We start from the raw sequence: 19,773 nt of genomic DNA, 5'->3' as shown, positions 1-19,773 counted from the left end.
CTAGGGTGTCGGCGCTCCGCCAGGAGGCCATTCGACCAGTTCGAACCGGTAGCCGTCGGGGTCGGTGAGCCAGGAGGTCTTCGGGCCGTCGGGTCCTCCGGGGAGTTCGGGCGGCGCGGGCTCGAGGCCGGACGCGGCCAGGCGCTCGATGGTGGTGCTGAGCGAGTCGACCTCGATGGCGAAGTGTTCGAAGCCGCGCACCTCGACCGGTCCGTCGGCCGGCCGGTGCACCAGCTCGAGCGAGACCGCGGCTTCGTCGTCGAGCTTCAGCCACACCAGGCTGGAGCCGTCCTCGAACGGCACGGTGCCGAGTTCGGTGTAGCCCACTGCCCGGTAGAACGCGAGCGAACGGTCGAGATCGCTGACCCGGAGCGCGAACAGGATCGTCTTCATCTGCCGATCCAACTGGTGGCACCGGCGTACGTCAACGGAGGCCGTGCGGGAGGATGTCGGCATGCGAATCCTGATTGCGCCGGACAAGTTCGCGGGCACGCTGACCGCTGTGGAGGCGGCCGCAGCGATCGAGGAGGGGTGGCGGCGGCGGGATCCGCAGGCCGAGGTGCTGGTGGCGCCGATGGCCGACGGCGGTCCCGGGTTCATCGACGTACTGTCCGCGGTCGTCGACGGGACGCTGCTCTCGGTCACCGTCCGCGGGCCACTCGGCGGGGACACCCCGGCGACCGTGCTGCTCGCGGGCGAGACGGCGTACGTCGAGACCGCGCAGGCGTGCGGGTTGCACCTGGTGGAACCGAAGGACCGCCGGCCCGAGGACGCGACGACGTACGGCGTGGGTCAGCTGATCGCGGCCGCGGTGGACGCCGGGGCGAAGCGGATCATCCTCGGCCTCGGCGGATCCGGTACGAACGATGCCGGCGCCGGACTCCTGGCCGCGCTGGGCGCGACCGCAGCTGGGGGACAACTGGATGCGGGGGCTACTGGGTTGGCCGGGTTGAGTTCGGTGGATCTCGAGCCGGCTCGGACGCGGATGGCGGGGATCGAGTTCGTCGCGGCGAGTGACGTGGAGAACCCGATGCTCGGACTGCGCGGCGCGACCAACGTGTTCGGCACCCAGAAGGGGATCACCGACGACCGCAAACCCGCGGTCGACGGCTGGCTGACGCACTTCGCCGAACTGGCGGACCGGAAGACCGCGGACAAGAAGGGCGCCGGCGCTGCGGGCGGCCTCGGCTACGCTCTGTTGCTGCTCGGCGGCGAACGGGTGTCCGGCATCGACCTGGTCGCGGAGCTGACCGGGCTGAAGGAGAAGGCCTCCCGCGTCGATCTGGTGCTCAGTGGCGAGGGCGCGTTCGACTTCCAGTCCCGCGACGGCAAGGTGATCGCGGGTGTGGCGAAGGTCGCGAACGACGCGATGCGGCCGTGCGTCGTACTGGCCGGGAAGGTCCAGATCGGCTCCCGCGAGATGCGGACGATGGGCGTCGAGTCGGCGTACTCGCTGGTCGACGCGGTGGGGGAGGAGCGGGCCTTCGCGGATCCGCACGGCTCGCTGGCGGCGGTTGCGGAGCGTGTCGCCCGGACCTGGGCCCGCTGACCAGCCTGCGACCGGGGTAGTTGATCCTGGAAATTGGTGTGCGACCATGGGAATGATCACGAGTGCGGAGCTGTTGGCTCGTGATGTCAGCGGATTTTCCGTGCCCACCTGCGGTGCGAGTAGGCACTTGAGAGATGACTGGAGTCAGGAATGACTGAAGCGCAGACCGAGCAGACCGTCGCCACGGGTGTGATCCTCACCGACGGGGCCGCAGCGAAGGTGAAGGCGCTGCTCGACCAGGAAGGCCGCGACGACCTCGCGCTGCGGGTCGCCGTGCAGCCGGGTGGTTGCTCCGGACTGCGGTACCAGCTGTTCTTCGACGAGCGTCAGCTCGACGGCGACGTGGTGGCCGACTTCGACGGCGTGAACGTCGTGACGGACCGGATGAGCGCGCCGTACCTGAAGGGCGCCTCGATCGACTTCGTCGACACGATCGAGAAGCAGGGCTTCACGATCGACAACCCGAACGCCACCGGCTCCTGCGCCTGCGGCGACTCGTTCAACTGAGCTGTCCCGAAGCCCCCGGCACCAGGTGGTGCCGGGGGCTTCGTCATGCCCGGATCAGTGTGCCTGGGCGCCTTCGCGGGCCCGCTTCGGCAGCAGCCAGGTGACGGCGAGGCTGACGACGAACATCGCGATCGCGACCAGGACGGTCGTCTTGGTGGCGCCGAGGAAGGCGTGCCCCGGCAGCAGCTGGAAGAAGATCGTGCCGATCACCGCGACCCCGATCGCTCCGCCGAACTGCTGCATCGCGGTCAGTACGCCGGACGCCGAGCCCGCGGCCTGGTCGTCGATCGACGCGAGGATGATGTCGAACAGTGGCGCGAACACCAGGCCGGCACCGATCCCCGTGGCCAGGGTCGCCGGGACCAGGTTCCAGATCGTCGTCGCGTCGCCGTACGTGTGCAGGGTGAACCAGACACCGCCCATCGCCAGCGTCATCACCGCGATGCCGAGCTGCAGTGCCTTCCGCCCGAGCTTCGGAGCGAGCAGCCCGCCGGACAGTGGCGCGCCGATCGCGATCCCGAGTGAGAACGGCACCATCGCGAGGCCGGCCTTCAGCGGGCTGTAGTGCAGACCCAGCTGGGTGAACAGGTTGAAGACCAGCATGAAGCCGGACATCGCCAGGAAGAAGGTGGTGATCACGGCGAGGCCGGCGACGTACCCGCGGCTGCGGAACAGGGACGGGTCGATCACCGGGTTGCCGGAGCGCCGCTCACGCCAGCCGAACAGTACGAACGTCGGCACCGACGCGACCATCATCACGATCGTCCAGGCCGGCCAGCCGAGCTCGCGGCCCTGGACGAGCGGGTAGATCAACAGACCGGACGCGAGGCTGACCAGGATCACGCCGGCGGCGTCCAGCCTCGAGGCGCCGGGGGTCTTCAGCTCGGGCATGAACCGGAGCGCGCCGACCAGGGCCGCGATGCCGATCGGCACGTTGATGAAGAAGATCATCCGCCAGCCGGCGTCGAATCAGTTCGCATCGATCAATACGCCGGCGAGGATCGGGCCGGCCACCGCCGACAGGCCCATCACCGGGCCGAACAGTGCGAACGCCTTGCCGATCTCGTCCGCCGGGAAGACCGCCTTCAGGATCGCGAAGCCCTGCGGGATCATCACCGCGCCGAGCAGACCCTGCGCGACCCGGCTGCCGATCAGCAACTCCGGGCTTGTCGACAATCCGCAGATCGCCGAGGCGACGGTGAACCCGATCGCGCCGATCAGGAACATCCGCCGGCGTCCGACGAGGTCGCCGAGGCGGCCGAAGCTGATCAGGCCGATCGCGAACGCGAGCGTGTAGCCGGCCAGCATCCACTGCATCGCCGACTCCGATCCGCCCAGCTCGGCCCGGATCGAGGGTGCCGCGATGTTGACGATCGTCGCGTCGACAAGGTCCATGATCTCGGCGATCAGCACGGTCGCCAGCACGATCCAGCGCCACCGGTACGGCGTACTGGTGGCGGTGCGCGGCCCGGCGTGTGGGGTGGTCTGGGGTTCCGGTGGAGTGGTGGTGGAGGTGCTCATCGGTGGCTCCTGAATCGACGAGGGCGAACGGTGTTCGTTAACGAACACTGTTCTACGCACGAACAGCGTTCCTGTCAAGTACGGTGTTCGCTACAGTGGTGCTATGACCCAGTCGCCCTGGCAGCCGATCAGCCCCGCGAAACCCGTGCGTACGCCGAAGGAGCCGCTCACTCGCGAGCGGATCGTCGACGCGGCGATGCGGCTGATCGTCAAGGACGGGTACGAGGCGGTCTCGATGCGCAAGGTCGCCCAGGAGCTCGGCACCGGGCCGGCCTCCCTCTACGCGCACGTCGCGAACAAGCGGGAGCTCGACCAGCTGCTGGTCGAGCGGGCCGCCGAGCAGATGAAGCTCCCGGAGAAGGCTGACCCTGATCGCTGGCAGGAGCAGCTCAAGGACGCCATGCGCGAGATGCTCCGGGTGATGCGGGCGAATCCGGGCGTCGCTCGGGCCGCGATCGGTCAGGTGCCGCTGGGGGAGCGGGCTCTGCTCAGTACCGAGCGGATGCTCGGGATCCTCAAGGCCGGCAATCTTCCCGACCAGGCGGCTGCCTGGGCGGTCGACCTGATCCCGCTGTACGTGACTGCGATTGCTTTCGAGGAAAGCGTTCAAGGTGCGTGGGCCTGGACCGAGGAGGACGTCGAGGGTTTCGTCTCCGAACTGCGTGCCTTCTTCGGCTCCCTCCCCGCCGATCGCTTCCCGATCACGGCCGCCCTGGCCCCCGCCCTGACCTCGGGCGCCAGTGGTGACGAGCGCTTCGAGTTCGGCATCGCCGTCATCACCGCCGGCCTCGCCTCACTCGCAGCCAAGCCCTGACTACTCGATCGGTTCCTGTAGTTCGGTCACCCAGTCGGCCGGGTCGTCGGGGCAGTCGAGGTAGAGCTCACGCGCCGGCTCGCTGGATCGATAACCGTTGTCGTCGATCCAGCGGGCTAGTGCTTGCCACGCGGGCAGCACTTGATCGATCGGTCCGCGATACACCAACGTCGCCGCCCGTACCGCCGGCAAATCGATCACCTCAAGCCCATTGAGCCCGCCGCCGGCCGGATTCACGTTGCCGTCGGCCACATCCACGCGGCTGTCGGCCTTAGCCAGGTTGCCGTCAGCCCGACCCGTGTTGCCGTCAGCCCGACCCGTGTTGCCGTCAGCCCGACCCGTGTTGCCGTTAGCCCCACCCGTGTTGCCGGCTGCCTCATTCGGATTGTCGCCGGTCTGACTCGGGTTGCCTTCGGCATCGACAGCTGCCGGGACGGTCGCGCGTACGACGACTTCGTCCTCATCTGCGCTTGTCTGTGGGGCGCGCTCGTACAGACAGGTCAGGCGCCCGGTCGGGCGGACCGCGGCGTCGGGGAGGCGGCGGCCGAGCTCGGCACAGAGCGGACGAACGACCGGGGTGATGTCCTCCGGCGTGAAACTAGCGGCCGTGGTGGTCAGCCCGACCAGCCGAACCGCAGGGAGTTCCTTGACCACCACGTCGGCGGCGGGGAAGTCACCTTCGATGCCGCGCAGCCGTGACTCGACCTGCGCGAGCCGGGCATAGCTCTCGGCAACGGTCGATTCCAATTCCGCACGTCGGATTGTCAACAATGCACGCAGCTCGGCCGGACTGATGTCGTCCACGATCATCGTCCGCACCTGCTCGAGCGAGAACCCGAGATCCTTCAGCGCGACGATCCGGTTGAGGTCGGCCAGTTGCCCCGCGGTGTAGCTGCGGTAGCCGGTCGCCGGATCGACGTACGCCGGGCGCAGCAGCCCGATCGCGTCGTAGTGCCGCAACATCCGCACCGACACTCGCCCATGCCTCGCGAATTCCCCGATTGCGAACAATCCGCACTCCCTTCCGAGATGAAGTCAACCAGCCAGGAGCTCCGCGAACGTGATGGCGGTGTCGTCCTCGTGCCACGGACCGATCACCTGACCGCCGACGGGCAGCCCGCTCGGCGTCCGTCCGATCGGCATGCTGAGCGCGGGGTGGCCGGTCAGTGATGCGTGGGCGATCCAGAACACCTGAGCGTCGTACCGCTGCTCGCCGTACGACGTCGTGATCGTCCGCTCCTCGAACGGCCGGTCGTCGTGGGGGAACGCGGTGGTGAAGCTGGTCGGGCACAGGAACACGTCGACATCGTCGAAGTACTGCTGCCACCGCATCCGCGCAGCCACCCGCCGACGCTCCTGCTCGATCACCTCGACGAGACTCGCGGACGCCGGCGCGCCGCCGTGCAGCGTGAAGAACAGCCCGACCTGGAATCCGAACGCCTCGGCCTGTTCTGCCGGCTCGACTCCCTCCGGCCAGCCTTCGACGATCTTGGCGCCGCTCCGGCCGAGGCGATCGATCGTGTCGGACAGTACGTCGCCGACCTCGCTCGACACCGGTGCAGCCGGATGGTCGGTGACGACGCCTACCCGGAAGTCGGCGAGCCGTTCGCGCCGGGCCGGCCGAAGCTTCCAGGAGTACGGGGCCTCCGGCCCGCCGGTGAGCCGCAACGCCGTACGCAGGTCGGCGGCCGATCGCGCGAGTGGTCCGATTGTCGACAAGTTCGGGAACTCGTTCGGTACCGCAGGCGGTCCCGGCACCTGGAACCCGTCGAGCGGGACCAGTCCAGCGGTCGGTTTCAGCCCGTAGACACCGCAGTACGCCGCCGGCAGCCGGATGGACCCGACGAGATCCGAGCCGTACTCCAGGTAGCTCAACCCCGCGGCCAGCGCGGCCGCGCCACCTCCGCTCGATCCACCCGGCGTGCGGGTGAGGTCCGCGGGATTGTTCGTCCGGCCGTAGATCTCGTTCGCGGTCTGCCCGAAATCCGCCAGCATCGTGTGGACATTACTTTTGCCGACAATGATCGCGCCCGCCTGGCCGAGCCGTTCGACCACAGTCGCGTCCCGCTCCGCGACGTACTCCGCAAACGCCGGAACACCCCACGTCGTACGCATCCCAGCGACGTTGAAACACTCCTTGACCGTCATCGGTACCCCATGCAGCGGCCCAACCTCCCGCCCCTCCGCAACCGCAGCATCAGCCGCATCAGCAGCCCGCAACGCAAACTCCCCGCGCGTCTCCACCACCGCGTTCACGCGGTTGCCGGGCTCTGCCCCGACGTCGGTGCCGATCCGCTCGAGCAGCTCCTCCGTCACCTCCCGCGACGTCACCGCGCCACCCCGAATCCGCCCCGCAACCTCCGTAGCCGTTCTCATCATGCCGCCGGTCTACCCCCTCACACAGTGTCAGAGTCAACCGCCGACCCGCGTACCCGGAGCCAACCGCGCCCCGCCGACCCGGCGCCGCCCACCGTCACCGCCCGCCCGGCGCCCGTCACCGCGCTTGCTCGGCGTCCACCGTGACCGCCTGGTCGGCGTCAGCCGGCTGGGCGGCTACGGGGCTGCCGTTGTGGAAGACCTGGCGGATGCGTTGCTCCAGGGATGTGCAGTCCAGGTCGGTGCCGTCGAGGAGTACCAGGTCGGCGCGCTTGCCCACGCTGACCTCGCCACGGTCGTCTGCCAGACCGAGCAACCGAGCAGCATCGATCGTTGCCGCGCGCAACGCCCCGGCATCACCCAGCCCAGCCGCGGCCAGATGCCTGAGCTCCCACAGCACCTCGGTGTGCGGTCGAACCGGATTGTCCGTACCCATCGCAATCCGCACCCCCGCGTCGTTCGCGAGCCGCACCGACTCCCGATGCGCCTCGGCCGCTCCCGCCGGCACACTCTCCGGATCCGACTGACTAACAGACAGCGTCGGCACGAGCCAGGTCCCGGCCTCCACCATCGCCCCAACCGCGGCTTCGTCGAGATAGGTCCCGTGCTCGATACTCCCCACCCCGGCCCGCGCCGCGAGCTCGACCGCCCGCGCCCCGTGCGCATGCACCATCAACCGACGACCACCCTGCCGCCGAGCCTCGTCCACCAGCGCTTCCATCTCGTCGATTGTCAGCTGCAGATCATGGACACCGGTCCCGATCGCCATCGACCCGGTCGCCGCCACCTTGATCCAATCCGCCCCGGCGCGAACCATCCGCCGTACGACGGCTCGCGCCCCATCCGCACCGTTGAACACCGGATCCGGCAGCGACGGATCCTCGAAGAAATCGACCGGCCCGGTTCGCGGTGCCCACAGGTCCCCGATGCCTCCCGTCGTACACACCTGTCGCAGGCTGATCAGCACCTCAGGCCCGTCGATCCAGCCCTTCTCCACCGCCATCCGTACGCCGGCATCCGCGCCCCACGCGTCGCGCACGGTCGTCACCCCAAGACTCAGCAACGTGCGCAACACGGGTACGGCGGACAACGGCCGCACCGACCGCGGCAACCCGAACGGATCGCGCCGCGTCTCCGCAGTACACACATGCGTGTGACAGTCGATCAACCCCGGCAGCAGCAACCCACTAGAACAGTCGACCGCCTCATCCCCGTCCAGACCTGTCCCAATGTCAACAATCCGATCGTCCACGAGTACGACGTCCGCCGCACTCACCCCTCCGGACACGACATCAAAAACAGAACCTGAATGCAGCAGCAGTCGACGAGTCATCCCGGCATCCTCGCAACCCCGGGGTCCTAACCGCGGCCGACGACCGTACTCGTCCCGACCGCCCAGCAGACAGATCTTCGGCCCCGTCGCCCCTCACCTCCTTCACCACCGAGGAGGAGGTGATCGCGGCCGCCAACAGACCATGCCGTTGTCGATGGACTCGGCGACGCGGAGGGCGCGGCGGAGGTCGTTGGTAAAGACGTACGCGACCAGGCCGTACTCAGTGTCTGGCCTCAACCAGGGCGTCGTCTCCAACCCCGCCGCCCCTTCGGCGGCACCAAACAATCCGGCCTCGGCCGAGAAGGCGGCCACACGGGCATCGACGAGTTCCTCGAAACCAAATACATCGGCATCGCCCTCAGCTGACCGCAGCAGGTCTGCCCTCAGACGACCTCAACGCGCAACTTCACAGTTCATCTCCAAGGACGGACTCGCCCTGGGATGCCCGGCTACCGGGAGGTGAGGCGGGTTGTGGCGTCTTCCATGTGGGCTGCGAGGAGGTCGTCGGCGAGGAGGTGGTCGCCGGCGGTGATGGCTTCGGCTATGTGTTGGTGTTCGGCTACGCGGGCTTCGGCGCCGGAGTAGGTGGCTTCGAGGGCCTGGATGCACATCCGGGTCTCGGTGATGAGGGTTTTGTGGATGCGGCTGAGGCGGGGGCTGGCGGCCAGCTGGACCAGGAGCTCGTGGAAGGCGATGTCGGTCTCGCCGACGGCCGCCGGGTCGCCCTCGGCGTCGCTCATCTTGCGGACCAGCGTGAGGAGCTCCTTGCCGGCCGCCTCGTGATTGCCGTCGGCGACGATCTTGCTCGCCGCGGCGCGCTCGATCGCCGCGCGGGCAAGGTACATGTCTCGGATCTCGCCCAGCGTCATGTCGATGACGAACAGCCCGCGGTTGCGGATCGAGACCAGCAGCCCTTCCTGCGTGAGGCGTTGCATGCCCTCCCGGAGCGGCCCGCGGCTCACACCGAGCTGGCGAGCGAGCTCCGCCTCGGCCAGCTGAGCGCCCGGTTTGAGCTCACCGTGGGCGATCGCCCTGCGCAGCTTGTCGGCGATGATGCTCGGCGTCGACTCCTGCGCCAACGGCTCGATGTAACTGGTCACGCGTAGGTCCCCCTTGCTGAAAACAGACTGCCCAAGCTTGGCAGAGAAGGTACCGGGCCGAGCAAATCGAGCCCCTTCCACACGGTCACCTGGTTCGCGGTCAGCACCGGCTTGCCGATTGTCGCCTCGAGATCGTCGACAATCTCCAGCGTGTGCATGGCGGCGTCCGGCACCAGGACCGCCTCGGCGTCCGGGTGGTCCGCCGCCTTCACCATCGCGATCACCTGGTCCGCCGCGAGTGTGCCGACTTCCGCCGCGGTGAAGATCCCGTGGCTGCCCATCGCGACCACCTTTAGGCCGCCGCCGGTGAGAATCGGACGAAGTGCTGCGCGATCTCGTCCGGATACGACGCCGCCACCGCGACCCGCGGTACCCCGAGCGCGCGGCACGCATCCACGAACGCGAGCGACGTCGACGACGCCGGTACGCCGAGCGCCTGAGCGACACAGGATGCCTGATTGCGGGCGCCCTCGGGTCCGAACACGAAACTGCCCGACGTGCCCACATCACCGCGTCCGACTGCGCGGCCGCGAGCTCGGATGCGCCGTCGGCGAGCCGCTCGGCCCGGCCGAGGTCCAGCAGGGCATCCACCCGGTGCGCGTCCCCGCCGACCGAGGTGATCACGACCGGCAGCCGGATGGAGCCGTCGAGCCGCGCCTCGGGTGCGGGGTAGTCGTCCTCCGCGCTGGGTCCGGGGCAGAGCAGCCCTACTGTGACCATGCGGCCTCCTGGCTGACCAGCGCGCAAATCGGTAGATTGTTGACAATGCTAACCCCAGACAATCCTGCTGCTGGAAGCGTCGTTGCGCCGCCAGGCCGCGGTCTCGGGTACGACGTCGCGCGGTTGGCGACCGGCCTGCGCCGGGAACTGCGGGGTGTCGTGGCGGACGATCGACGGACCCGAGCGCTCTATGCGGCCGACGGTTCGAACTACCGCGCCGTGCCGGAGTTGGTCGTCGTACCGGCCGATGCGGAGGAACTGGCGAACGCGGTCACGTTGATCGCGGCTGCCGGGGCGCCGGTGGTGTTGCGCGGTGGGGGTACGTCGATGGCCGGCAATGCGATCGGTGGGGTGGTGATCGACGCGTCGCGGCACGTGAATCGGATTCTGGAGATTGACCCGGTGGCACGGACGGCCGTCGTCGAGCCGGGGGTGGTGTTGACGGATCTGCTGGCCGCGGCGAGGCCGTACGGGCTGGCGTTCGGGGCGGATCCGTCGTCGGCGAGCCGGGCGACGCTGGGCGGGATGATTGCCAACAATGCGTGTGGGGCGCATTCGGTGGCGTGGGGGACGACTGCCGACAATCTGCAATCGCTCGACGTGGTGCTTGCCGACGGCACCCGAATGACGGTCGATGCGGGAAACGACCAGGGCAGTAGGGGAAGCGGGCGTGGCTGTGGGGTCAGCGGGCGGGCCGGTGGGGGCGGTGGGCCTGGCGGTGGGGTCAACGGGCGGGCCGGTGGGGGAGGTGGGCCTGGCGGTCGGGTCAACGGGCAGGCTGGTGGGGGAAGCGGGCGTGGCCGTGTGGGAGGCGCGCGTGGCGGTGCGGGCTTCCTTGAGAGTTATCGGGCGGGGCTCGCTGCTCGGGCCGGTCGGGAGGGGGAGTTGCATCGGGCGCTGCAGGCGTTCGTGGATCGCAACGAACTGCTGATCAGGCGGAGGTTCGGCCAGTTCAGTCGGCAGATCTCGGGGTATGCGCTGCATCGGCTGCTGCCGGAGTACGGGTACAACGTGGCCGCGCTGCTGTCCGGGAGCGAAGGCGGTCTGGCGGCGACTCTGCGGGCGACGATGCGGTTGAGCGAGTTGCCCAAGGCAAAGGTCTTGTGTGTGCTCGGGTTCGGTGACTCGATCAGCTCAGCGGACTGTGTGCCGATCGTGTTGCGGCACCATCCGCTGACGATGGAGTCCATCAACAGCGACTTGGTCGAGCGCCTCCCGGCCGAGGTGCGCGCCGCCGCCGTACACGCCGGGTTGCCGGAGGGCCAGGCGTGGCTACTGGTGGAGATGGGCGGCGATGACGAAGTGCTGGCGGCCAGGGCCGCACAGCTGATGCTGGACGAACTGCGCGGCTCGGGCTCGGCTGCGTCGGCGTCGTTGGTGACAGAGGCGAAGGCTCAAGGAGTGTTGTGGCGGTGCCGGACGGATGCCGCTGGGCTGGCGACTCGGCGGGCGGACGGAGCCGAGGCGTGGGGCGGTTGGGAGGACGCCGCCGTACCGCCCGAGCGCCTGGGGGACTACCTCCGCGGACTCGACGAGCTGCTCGGCCGGCACGGGTTGTCCGGTGCGTCGTACGGGCATTTCGGTGAGGGCTGCATGCACATGCGGATCGACTTCGACCTGTTCAGTACGCGCGGGATCGCGACGTACCGGGAGTTTGTCGAGCAGTCGACGGATCTCGTGGTCGAGTTGGGCGGTTCGGTCTCGGGCGAGCACGGTGACGGGCGGGCGCGGTCGGAACTGCTCAGCCGGATGTACGGCGCTGATGGGGTGCGGCTGTTCGCGGAACTGAAGGAGATCTGGGACCCGGGGCGCGTGATGAACCCCGGGATGATCGTCGACCCGCCACCGCTCGATCTGGCGATCCGCCACGACGGACCGGCGAAGGACCGTCGATTGTTGACAATCTTCACGTATCCGGACGACGCGGACGACTTCGCCCAGGCGCAGCGCCGGTGTGTGGGGATCGGGAAGTGCCGGCAGAGTTCGGGCGGCGTGATGTGCCCGAGCTATCAGGTCACGCGCGAGGAACTGCACTCGACCCGCGGACGCGCGCATCTGCTGTGGGAAATGCTGCAGGGCGACGTGATCACGGATGGCTGGCGGTCGACCGAAGTACGCGATGGGTTGGACCTTTGCCTGTCCTGTAAGGGATGTTTGTCCGATTGCCCGGTCAACGTGGACATGGCGACGTACAAGGCCGAGTTCACCCATCACCATTACGCCCGCCGCCCGTGGGCACGACCGATGTCCCACTGGTCGATGGGGTGGTTGCCTCTGTGGTCCAGGCTGGCGTCGCGGGCGCCCGGCGTTGCGAATCGATTTGCACGCCTGCAGCTGACCAAGCGTTTAGGCGGGATCGCGGCCGAGCGGGAGGTCCCGGCCTTCGCGTCCGAGAGCTTCACCCACTGGTTCAACAACCGCGCCAGGTCCGCGTCGACGGGTGCGCGGACGGTCGTGTTGTGGCCGGATACGTTCACCAACTACTTGGCGCCTGAGATTGGGCGGGCGGCGGTTGCGGTGTTGGAGGCGGCTGGGTTCGAGGTGGTGCTGCCGGACAAGCCGGTCTGTTGTGGTCTGACCTGGATCTCGACCGGGCAGTTGAAGACTGCTCGACGCGTTCTCAACCGGTCGCTTGGGACGCTCGCGCCGCATCTCGCCGCCGGTACGCCGATCGTCGGGCTCGAACCGAGTTGTACGGCAGCCCTCCGGCACGACGCACCTGATCTGATTGCCGACAATCCGATGGTTGACCGGGCCGCGCGGGCGACGCGGACCTTCGCCGAGTTCCTCAGCGAGTCGGGGTGGGAACCACCGCACGTCGGGGGAGCGGCGTTGGTCCAGACCCATTGCCACCAGCACGCCGTACTGGGCTTCGACGCCGACCGCCGGTTGATGTCCGCGGCCGGCATCGACGCGACCGTGCCTGACTCGGGTTGCTGCGGTCTGGCCGGCAACTTCGGCTTCGAACGCGATCACTACGAGGTCTCGAAGGCGATCGGTGAGCGCGTCCTCCTCCCCGCCGTACGATCGTTGCCCGAAGCAACCGCCGTACTGGCCGACGGCTTCAGTTGCCGCACCCAGATCACCCACGGCACCTCACGCCGCTCGAACCATCTCGCCGAACTCCTCGCTGCGGCACTGCCGTCACAGGACGGCGGCACCGGGAGGTAGATCACGGAGTCGCCTCGGAGGGGCTGGTTGAAGAGCGGCTGAGCGCCCGCGAGGAACTCGTCAGCCGGGGAGGTCGCGGTCGAGATGGTCGGCGTGGAAGAGCGCCTGGTCGAGGAGTTTGCGGACGTGATGGTCGGCGGCCGAGTAGTAGACGAACGTGCCTTCGCGGCGGCCGCGGACGAGGCCGGCCAGGCGGAGTTTGGCCAGGTGCTGGCTGACGGCCGCCGGCGCGGCGCCGGTGAGCTCGGCCAGGCAGGCGACCGACGACTCGCCTTGCAGCAGCGCCCAGAGGACGCGGATCCGCGTCGGGTCGGCGAGCAGGCGGAACGATTCGGCGGCGAGATGTACCTGCTCCTCGTTCGGCATCTCGAAGTCCTCGATCGACGAGTGCATGGTCGACACCCTACCTAGAACCTGCCTACTTGCGTATATGCATGGTTGCGCAGATAACATGTGCTCATGAACGTACGGCGTGAGCCCGCGGCGGGTCATGGTCACCCTGCCGAACACGGGCATGGTCACGGACCCGGAGACGACGCTGGGCAGGGGCACGAGGCTGGACACGGGCACGGTGCCGGACACGGGCATGGGCACGGACCCCGAGACGACGCAGGACCCGGAGACGGTGTCGGACACGGGCACGGCGCAGGATCCGGAGACCGCGTTGGACCCGGAGGTGGCGCTGGGCAGGGGCACGAGGCTGGACCCGGGCACGGCGCTGGACACGAGCACCGGCATGGGGAGGGGCGGGCGGGCTGGGGTGGATGGCGTGGGCCGGTCGGTTGGGTGGTGCGGGTGTTCCGGCCGCATCGGCACGATGCGGCGGAGTCGGTGGACGCGGCGCTGGAGGGGAGTACCGAGGGGATCCGTGCGGTCAAAATCAGCCTTGCGGGGCTGGGACTGACGGCGATCGTGCAGGCTCTGCTCGTCGCGCTCACCGGCTCGGTCGCGTTGCTCGCCGATACAGTGCACAACTTCTCCGATGCGCTGACCGCGGTTCCGCTGTGGGCTGCGTTCGTACTGGCGCGCCGGCCGGCGACCCGGCGCTACACCTATGGGTACGGGCGGGCCGAGGACCTCGCCGGGATCTTCATCGTCGGGATGATCGCGTTGTCCGCGATGGTCGCCGGGTACGAGTCGATCCGGCGGCTGATCGATCCGCAGCCGCCGGGGCACCTGGCTGCCCTGATCACTGCCGGTTTGGCCGGATTCGCCGGCAACGAACTGGTCGCGGCGTACCGGATCCGCGTCGGCCGTCGGATCGGTTCAGCCGCCCTGGTCGCGGACGGACTGCATGCGCGCGCCGACGGGTTCACTTCACTCGCGGTGGTACTCGGCGCGATCGGCGTACTGGCCGGCTTCCCGCTGGCCGATCCGCTGGTCGGGCTGGGGATCACGGTCGCGATCCTCGTCGTACTGAAGAGTGCTTGGACCGACGTCTACCGGCGGCTGATGGACGCGATCGATCCGGAATTACTCGCCGCTGCGGAGACCACCCTGCGCGGTACGCCGGGCGTCACCGCAATCGAAGACCTCCGCCTCCGCTGGACCGGGCACCGCATCCGGGCCGAGACGAGTGTCCTCGTCGACCCGGCCTTAACCCTCGCCGACGCCCACGCGATCGCACACGACGCCCACCACCGCCTGTCACACTCGCTGCCCAAACTCCACAGCGCCACGGTCCACGTAAGCCCCGCCAACCACTAGCTCCGCTCAGGCGAGGAGGCGGAGGGCGGTGAGGGCGTACGCGCGGGCCGCGGTGAGGAGTTCGGCGATCGCGACGGATTCGTCGGCGCGGTGGGCCTGGGTGGTGACGGAGCCGGGGCCGAGTACGACGACGGGTACGCCGAGATCGCGGACGACGTACCCGCCGTCGCAAGCCGCGGTCCAACCACCCAACGGAAGATCGGGGCCACCGGCATCGACCCGGGCCGCCTCGGTGACGCGCACCAGGTCGGCGTCGGCTGAGGTTTCGAAGGCCGGTATCTCCATCGGCATCTCGAGGTCGACGGTCAGGCCGCGGTCCTCCAGCTTGAGATCCGCGACTCGCCGGCGGAGATCGTCGAGTACGGCGGCCGGTGACTCGCCGGGGAGTAGTCGGCGATCGGCGACGATGACGCATTCGGCCGGGACGATCGAGCCGCCCGTACCGCCGTTGATCTGGCCGACGCTCCAGGTCGCCGGGCCGAGCAGTGGATGGGGGTCGGCGGCAAGCATCGCGTGCAGACGTTCGATCTCCGCGACCACCGCGGCGGCGCCATAGATCGCGTTCGCTCCGTCGGCCGGGTTGCCCGCGTGACACGCACGCCCATGGATGGCGACGCGCAGATATGAGTCGCCCCGCGCCGCGATGATTGTCTGCAAGTCGGTCGGCTCCGCGGTGATGCACCCGACGAAGGGTCGCTCGGTCCCGGCGACGTACGCACGGATGCCTTTGCCCGTCTCCTCCTCATCCACCACGGCAGCCAGCTCGACTGGGCCGCTCAACCTGCTCCCGCGCAACGCGGCGAGAGCGACCAGCGCCGCCGCGAGGCCGCCCTTCATGTCGGACGCGCCACGACCATAGATCCGCCCGTCACGAACCTCCCCACCGAACGGATCCGTCGTCCACCCATCACCAACCGGCACGACATCCGTATGCCCAAGCAGCAACAACCCAGGCCCGCGACCAACAGAACCGTTGCCCTCGACACCGTCACCCCCGAACCCACCGCCGACGCTGTTGCCTGCGGACCCGTTGTGCTCGACGCCGTTGTCGCTGGCAAGGGTGATGGTGACGTTGTCACGGCCCGGCTCGACTGGTGTTGTGACTACGTCGAGGCCTAGCGCCCGGCCCGCCGCGGCGAGGACTGCGACGGTTGCGGCTTCGTCGCCGGGTGGGTTCTGGCCGCGGGCCTGCAGTAGCTCCACGGTGACCCGGACTAGTAGCTCTTCGTCGATCCGGTCCAGTACAGCCTGCTCGGTAGGCGTCACGTTCATGCCTCCCTAGCCTAGGCGGACCTCGCCGCCGGAGACGGCCTACGTCGAGTCACCGGCCAGGTATGCGCGCCAACCGCCGTATGACGTGATGTCCTGCGCCGGATCCGCGCCGTCGGCTGTGCACACGAAGCCGAGGACCTGCTGTCCGTCGGACAACTCCACTGGACCGATTGCCAGCGGTGGCGCGACCGTGGTCAGGAACCCGCCGAGTTCGGCTGCCGGCAAGCTCCAGAGCTCCACCTCGATGCCGGGGCCGTCCTGATCGGACCCGGTTCGGGTCAGGCCGGGCCGTGGTCCGTCGACCAGATACATGCGGTACGACGGAGCCGTCCGGGCGACCCGGTCGAGCTGGGCGCCCCGTCGGACGAGCTCGCCATTCAGCGGCTGGCCGGTCAGATGTGCTCCGGCGACCGCCAGCAGAATCTCGCCGTCCGTCGACACGTCACCTGCAAGTCCACCTGCGGCGGCACCACCGACGTCCAGCGGCGTGGTGTGCTCGTCGCACCACGAGGCGGCGAGGTCGATTATCGCGTGGTCGTGGCCTGCGGGTGCCAGTAGTTGTACGCCGAACGGCAGGCCGTCGGCCCGGTCTGGGCCTGGGAAGGCGACCGCGCACAGGTCCAGCAGGTTGACCATGTTCGTGAAGCGGCCGAGCCGGCTGTTCACGCCGATCGGGTCCGCCGCCACCTCGGCCAGCGTCGGATGCTCGGGCGTTACCGGTAGGAGGAGCGCGTCCAGTTGCGTCCACAGGTGTTCGCTCGCACGAGCAAGCGTCGCGAGCCGATCGAATCCGGCGAAGGCATCCGCAGCGGTCAGAGCTGCACCTTGCCGGACGATCGAACGAACGGTCGGGTCGACATCAGGATTGTCGACAAGCTTCTCGCCGAACGCGAGCCAGCGCTCGGCCAGCCACGGCCCGGAGTACAGCAACTCGGCTGCCTCGAGCAGCGGCCGTACGTCGACCTTCACCACCTCGCCGAGCCGGTGCGCCTGGTCGAGCGTCGCCTGCCACGCCTGTTCATGCAGTGGATCCAGGTCCAGCCCCACATCCGGTACGCCGATCACCGCCGCGGCCCCGGTCACGCGACCCGGCCGGGACCGTGGGAGCGATGAGGCTCGCCGTGACCAGGCGTCGTCCGGGTCGAAGGCAACCATCACGTCGAAGACGCGGCGCGCCGTACCCACCGATCGGGCCATCACCGTCACGCAGTCGAGCGAACGGCATGCCGGTACGACGCCGCGCGCAGACACGATCCCGCGACTCGGCTTAATGCCGACAATCCGATTGAAGGCAGCCGGCACCCGGCCACTGCCGGCGGTATCCGTGCCCAGCGCGAAGTCGACCTGCCCGCTCGCGACGGCGACCGCGCTGCCCGAACTCGATCCACCCGACACGTGCTCCGATGAGTAGACCGAGTGACAGGCGCCGTACGGCGATCGCGTGCCGACCAGCCCGGTCGCGTACTGATCGAGATTCGTCTTCCCCAGTGGTACGGCGCCGGCCGCCAGCAACTGGTCGACCACGAAGGCGTTGTGCGTCGCCGGCTCGCTGTTGCGTGGATCGCCGGCAGTCGTCGGCACACCGGCCAGGTCGATGTTGTCCTTCAAAGCCATCGTGAGTCCGTGCAGCGGCCCGGGCTGCGGTTCGATTGGATCCAACCGGCTGATCCAGACCGGGTTGTCGTCCACCTGGTGGATCTCAGCGGCAGCTTCGTCGTCTGCGCGGGTGATGCCTACGGCTGCGTCGCTCATGCTCCCCACCTCGCGCGTTCGGCCTCGAAGGCTGCTCGTCGTTTCGCTCGTACGGTCGCGATGTCCACGGGTGCCTCCTGCTCGATGCGGCGTACGTCGGCGATCGAGAACGTGGCCGGGGAGATCCGCAGATCCGCCCGTCCGGCCGCGATCTCGGCGCGTTCGTGGGCGAGTTGTTCCGCGCTCACCGGGGTAAATCGGATCAGGTCGAACTGCCGCAACAACCAAGGACGCTCGTCGGTTGCAGACAATCGCCAGACCGGGACGGTCCGCCCGACCAACTGGTAGCCGCCCGGTCCCTCCATCCCATACACACACAGGTAGATGCCGCCGATCCCGACCGCATTCTGCGGCGTCCAGGTGCGCGCCGGGTTGTACTTCGTCGTCACGAGCCGGTGCCGCGGATCGATCGGTACGGCGACCGGAGCGCCGAGGTACACGTCGCCCAGCCCGACAACCAGGTACGTCGCCTGCTGCATGATCTCGAACACCTCGTCACGCTGCTGCAGATCGTTGACCCGCCGGATGAACTCGACGTTGTCCGGGCACCAGGGTGCGTCCGGGCGAACCGAGGTCGCGTACCGGCGCATCGCCTCATGGGCCTCCGGGTGGTCGAATGCGATCGGCAACGTCACCTCGCGCGCCGGCAGCACCACGGTCTCCGGATCGTCCAGCCCGGCGGCGAGGAACGCGAGTCGCTCGGCGAGTTCGGTCAGCGTCAGCCGTGACGAGTCGACCGCCACCAGCATCGACCGCACACCCTCGACGATCTCCGTGACGCCAGCGGGCAGTTCGGCACGCAACGACTGGGCGAGCAGGTGGATCCAGACGCGGACGGTCAGATCGAGCTCGGCCGGTCCCGCTTCGACGAGCAGGTGCCGCTCGCCCGCACATCTGATCGTGTACGGCGGAGCCGTGGTCGTGCGCTCGGCTTGGTGCAGAGCCTTCGGACGGTCCGGGTTGCTGACCGGGGAGGTGACCTCCGCCGGGTCCTGCCGGAGATCACTCAGCCAGTGACGTCGTACCCGGATCGCCTCGGTTGCGGCCACCGGCGACACCGGGACCAACTGAACGCTGTCGCCGGCGCGGAGCTGCCCGAGCATCCACCGATCGGCTTCGATCACCACGGCCGGTACGACGAAGCCGCCGAGCGACGGGCCGTCCTTGCCGACGATGACCGGGGTGTCGCCGGACAGCATGATGCCGCCGACCGGGTACGCGGAATCGTGCACGTTGGACGGGTGCAGGCCGGCCTCTCCGCCGTCGGTCCTGGCCCAGCCCGGAGTCGGACCAACGAGCCTGATCCCGGTGCGGTCGGAGCGATGGTCGACAATCCAACTGTTGGCAAAGAAATCGTCGACACCTTCAGGCGTGAGGTGATCCGGGGCGCCGTGCGGGCCGGCGATCACCCGGACACGCCAGCTGTCGGAGAGCTTCGGCAGATCGACCGACAGCGGGGTGAGCAGGTTCTCGCGCCGGCCCAAGGGGAGTTGGTCGGCTGCCGTGAAAGCGCGGCCGTCGTGACCGCCGAAGCCGCCGAGCACGAAGGTCGATCGGCTGCCGAGGACGCGTGGGACGTCCAGCCCGCCTTCGATCGCGAGATAACCGCGCAGGCCCGGGCCATCGATCGCGCCGAGGTCGAGGACGGAACCGGCAGGCAGGCGGACGACCAGACCGGGTCGAAAGCGGAGTCCGTCGATCGTCGCATTGTTGACCGCGCCGCCGACGCAGACCAACCGGTCCTCGTCGCAGGTCAGCGTCGGTCCGGTGACCACACATTCCAGTCCGGCTGCGCTGTCTGGATTGCCGACCGCAGAGTTGACGAGTGCGAAGGTGAGTTCGTCGGCCGCGCCGGAGGGCGGTACGCCGACATCCCACAGGCCCGGCCGGCCGGCGAGGTCCTGGATCGTGGTCTGGGTTCCCGGCGTGATGATCGTGATAGCGGCCATCG

15 protein-coding genes and 3 pseudogenes are annotated in these 19,773 nt (G+C 68.8%); 6 read left to right on the top strand and 12 right to left on the bottom strand.

Annotated elements, in window-relative coordinates; all coding sequences use genetic code 11:
• On the bottom strand, positions 1 to 393 hold the full coding sequence (locus tag AB0E63_RS05685; protein WP_360361876.1) for a VOC family protein: 393 nt from the start codon (positions 391 to 393) through the stop codon (positions 1 to 3).
• Between the two features lie 61 nt (positions 394 to 454).
• Between AB0E63_RS05685 and AB0E63_RS05680 the strand changes: the two genes are divergently transcribed.
• Both AB0E63_RS05680 and erpA read left to right on the top strand, forming a co-directional pair.
• On the top strand, positions 455 to 1,549 hold the full coding sequence (locus AB0E63_RS05680) for a glycerate kinase (protein ID WP_360361873.1): 1,095 nt from the start codon (positions 455 to 457) through the stop codon (positions 1,547 to 1,549).
• Between the two features lie 150 nt (positions 1,550 to 1,699).
• Positions 1,700 to 2,056 carry an iron-sulfur cluster insertion protein ErpA gene (gene erpA / locus AB0E63_RS05675; protein WP_360361870.1) on the top strand — a complete coding sequence of 119 codons (357 nt, stop codon included), beginning with the start codon at positions 1,700 to 1,702 and terminating at the stop codon, positions 2,054 to 2,056.
• Between the two features lie 54 nt (positions 2,057 to 2,110).
• Here the strand turns inward: erpA and AB0E63_RS05670 are convergent.
• A pseudogene (locus AB0E63_RS05670) lies at positions 2,111 to 3,577 on the bottom strand (DHA2 family efflux MFS transporter permease subunit).
• Positions 3,578 to 3,680: 103 nt separating this feature from the next.
• Between AB0E63_RS05670 and AB0E63_RS05665 the strand changes: the two are divergent.
• Positions 3,681 to 4,391, top strand: a complete 711-nt coding sequence (locus AB0E63_RS05665) for a TetR/AcrR family transcriptional regulator (RefSeq protein WP_360361867.1) — start codon at positions 3,681 to 3,683, stop codon at positions 4,389 to 4,391.
• Here the strand turns inward: AB0E63_RS05665 and AB0E63_RS05660 are convergent, their stop codons facing one another.
• From AB0E63_RS05660 to AB0E63_RS05645, 4 genes are all read right to left on the bottom strand, one after another.
• On the bottom strand, positions 4,392 to 5,402 hold the full coding sequence (locus AB0E63_RS05660) for a MerR family transcriptional regulator (protein WP_360361865.1): 1,011 nt from the start codon (positions 5,400 to 5,402) through the stop codon (positions 4,392 to 4,394). It lies immediately after the preceding gene.
• A 24-nt stretch (positions 5,403 to 5,426) separates the two neighbouring features.
• Positions 5,427 to 6,722, bottom strand: a complete 1,296-nt coding sequence (locus AB0E63_RS05655; RefSeq protein WP_360361862.1) for an amidase family protein — start codon at positions 6,720 to 6,722, stop codon at positions 5,427 to 5,429.
• A gap of 163 nt (positions 6,723 to 6,885) precedes the next feature.
• Entirely contained in the window at positions 6,886 to 8,100 is a 1,215-nt protein-coding gene (locus AB0E63_RS05650) for an amidohydrolase family protein (RefSeq protein WP_360361859.1), read from the bottom strand.
• A gap of 102 nt (positions 8,101 to 8,202) precedes the next feature.
• Positions 8,203 to 8,412 carry an aldehyde dehydrogenase family protein gene (locus tag AB0E63_RS05645; RefSeq protein WP_360361856.1) on the bottom strand — a complete coding sequence of 70 codons (210 nt, stop codon included), beginning with the start codon at positions 8,410 to 8,412 and terminating at the stop codon, positions 8,203 to 8,205.
• Here AB0E63_RS05645 and AB0E63_RS05640 point away from each other — a divergent pair.
• Positions 8,395 to 8,466: pseudogene (locus tag AB0E63_RS05640) on the top strand (hypothetical protein); the annotation flags it as partial. The gene AB0E63_RS05645 and the pseudogene AB0E63_RS05640 overlap by 18 nt on opposite strands.
• Before the next feature lie 83 nt (positions 8,467 to 8,549).
• Here AB0E63_RS05640 and AB0E63_RS05635 read toward each other — a convergent pair.
• Positions 8,550 to 9,200 (bottom strand): GntR family transcriptional regulator, encoded by a 651-nt coding sequence (locus tag AB0E63_RS05635; protein ID WP_360361853.1) that lies wholly within the window; start codon positions 9,198 to 9,200, stop codon positions 8,550 to 8,552.
• Positions 9,197 to 9,684 (bottom strand): annotated as a pseudogene (locus AB0E63_RS05630) (hypothetical protein). Before AB0E63_RS05630 ends, AB0E63_RS05635 begins: the two are co-directional and overlap by 4 nt.
• Before the next feature lie 281 nt (positions 9,685 to 9,965).
• On the opposite strand from AB0E63_RS05630, the gene AB0E63_RS05625 reads away from it, so the two are divergent.
• Complete coding sequence (locus tag AB0E63_RS05625; protein WP_360361850.1) at positions 9,966 to 13,091, top strand: FAD-binding and (Fe-S)-binding domain-containing protein; 3,126 nt, start codon at positions 9,966 to 9,968, stop codon at positions 13,089 to 13,091.
• Between the two features lie 60 nt (positions 13,092 to 13,151).
• Here AB0E63_RS05625 and AB0E63_RS05620 read toward each other — a convergent pair whose 3' ends face one another.
• Positions 13,152 to 13,484 (bottom strand): metalloregulator ArsR/SmtB family transcription factor, encoded by a 333-nt coding sequence (locus tag AB0E63_RS05620; protein WP_360361847.1) that lies wholly within the window; start codon positions 13,482 to 13,484, stop codon positions 13,152 to 13,154.
• 402 nt (positions 13,485 to 13,886) lie between these two features.
• Between AB0E63_RS05620 and AB0E63_RS05615 the strand changes: the two genes are divergently transcribed.
• Positions 13,887 to 14,798: a cation diffusion facilitator family transporter gene (locus AB0E63_RS05615; protein ID WP_360361845.1), complete on the top strand. Its 912-nt coding sequence runs from the start codon at positions 13,887 to 13,889 to the stop codon at positions 14,796 to 14,798.
• Between the two features lie 6 nt (positions 14,799 to 14,804).
• Here AB0E63_RS05615 and AB0E63_RS05610 read toward each other — a convergent pair whose 3' ends face one another.
• The 3 genes from AB0E63_RS05610 to AB0E63_RS05600 are packed head-to-tail and all read right to left on the bottom strand — an operon-like array spanning position 14,805 to position 19,771.
• Positions 14,805 to 16,070 carry a M20 family metallopeptidase gene (locus tag AB0E63_RS05610; RefSeq protein WP_360361843.1) on the bottom strand — a complete coding sequence of 422 codons (1,266 nt, stop codon included), beginning with the start codon at positions 16,068 to 16,070 and terminating at the stop codon, positions 14,805 to 14,807.
• Between the two features lie 39 nt (positions 16,071 to 16,109).
• Entirely contained in the window at positions 16,110 to 17,822 is a 1,713-nt protein-coding gene (gene atzF / locus AB0E63_RS05605) for an allophanate hydrolase (protein ID WP_360361840.1), read from the bottom strand.
• Positions 17,819 to 19,771, bottom strand: a complete 1,953-nt coding sequence (locus AB0E63_RS05600) for a 5-oxoprolinase/urea amidolyase family protein (RefSeq protein WP_360361837.1) — start codon at positions 19,769 to 19,771, stop codon at positions 17,819 to 17,821. Before AB0E63_RS05600 ends, atzF begins: the two co-directional genes overlap by 4 nt.
• Positions 19,772 to 19,773: the final 2 nt, after the last annotated feature.

It is taken from the genome of Kribbella sp. NPDC026596 (assembly GCF_040638415.1).
Classification (GTDB): domain Bacteria; phylum Actinomycetota; class Actinomycetes; order Propionibacteriales; family Kribbellaceae; genus Kribbella.
This window is presented reverse-complemented; position numbering and strand designations above follow the sequence as displayed.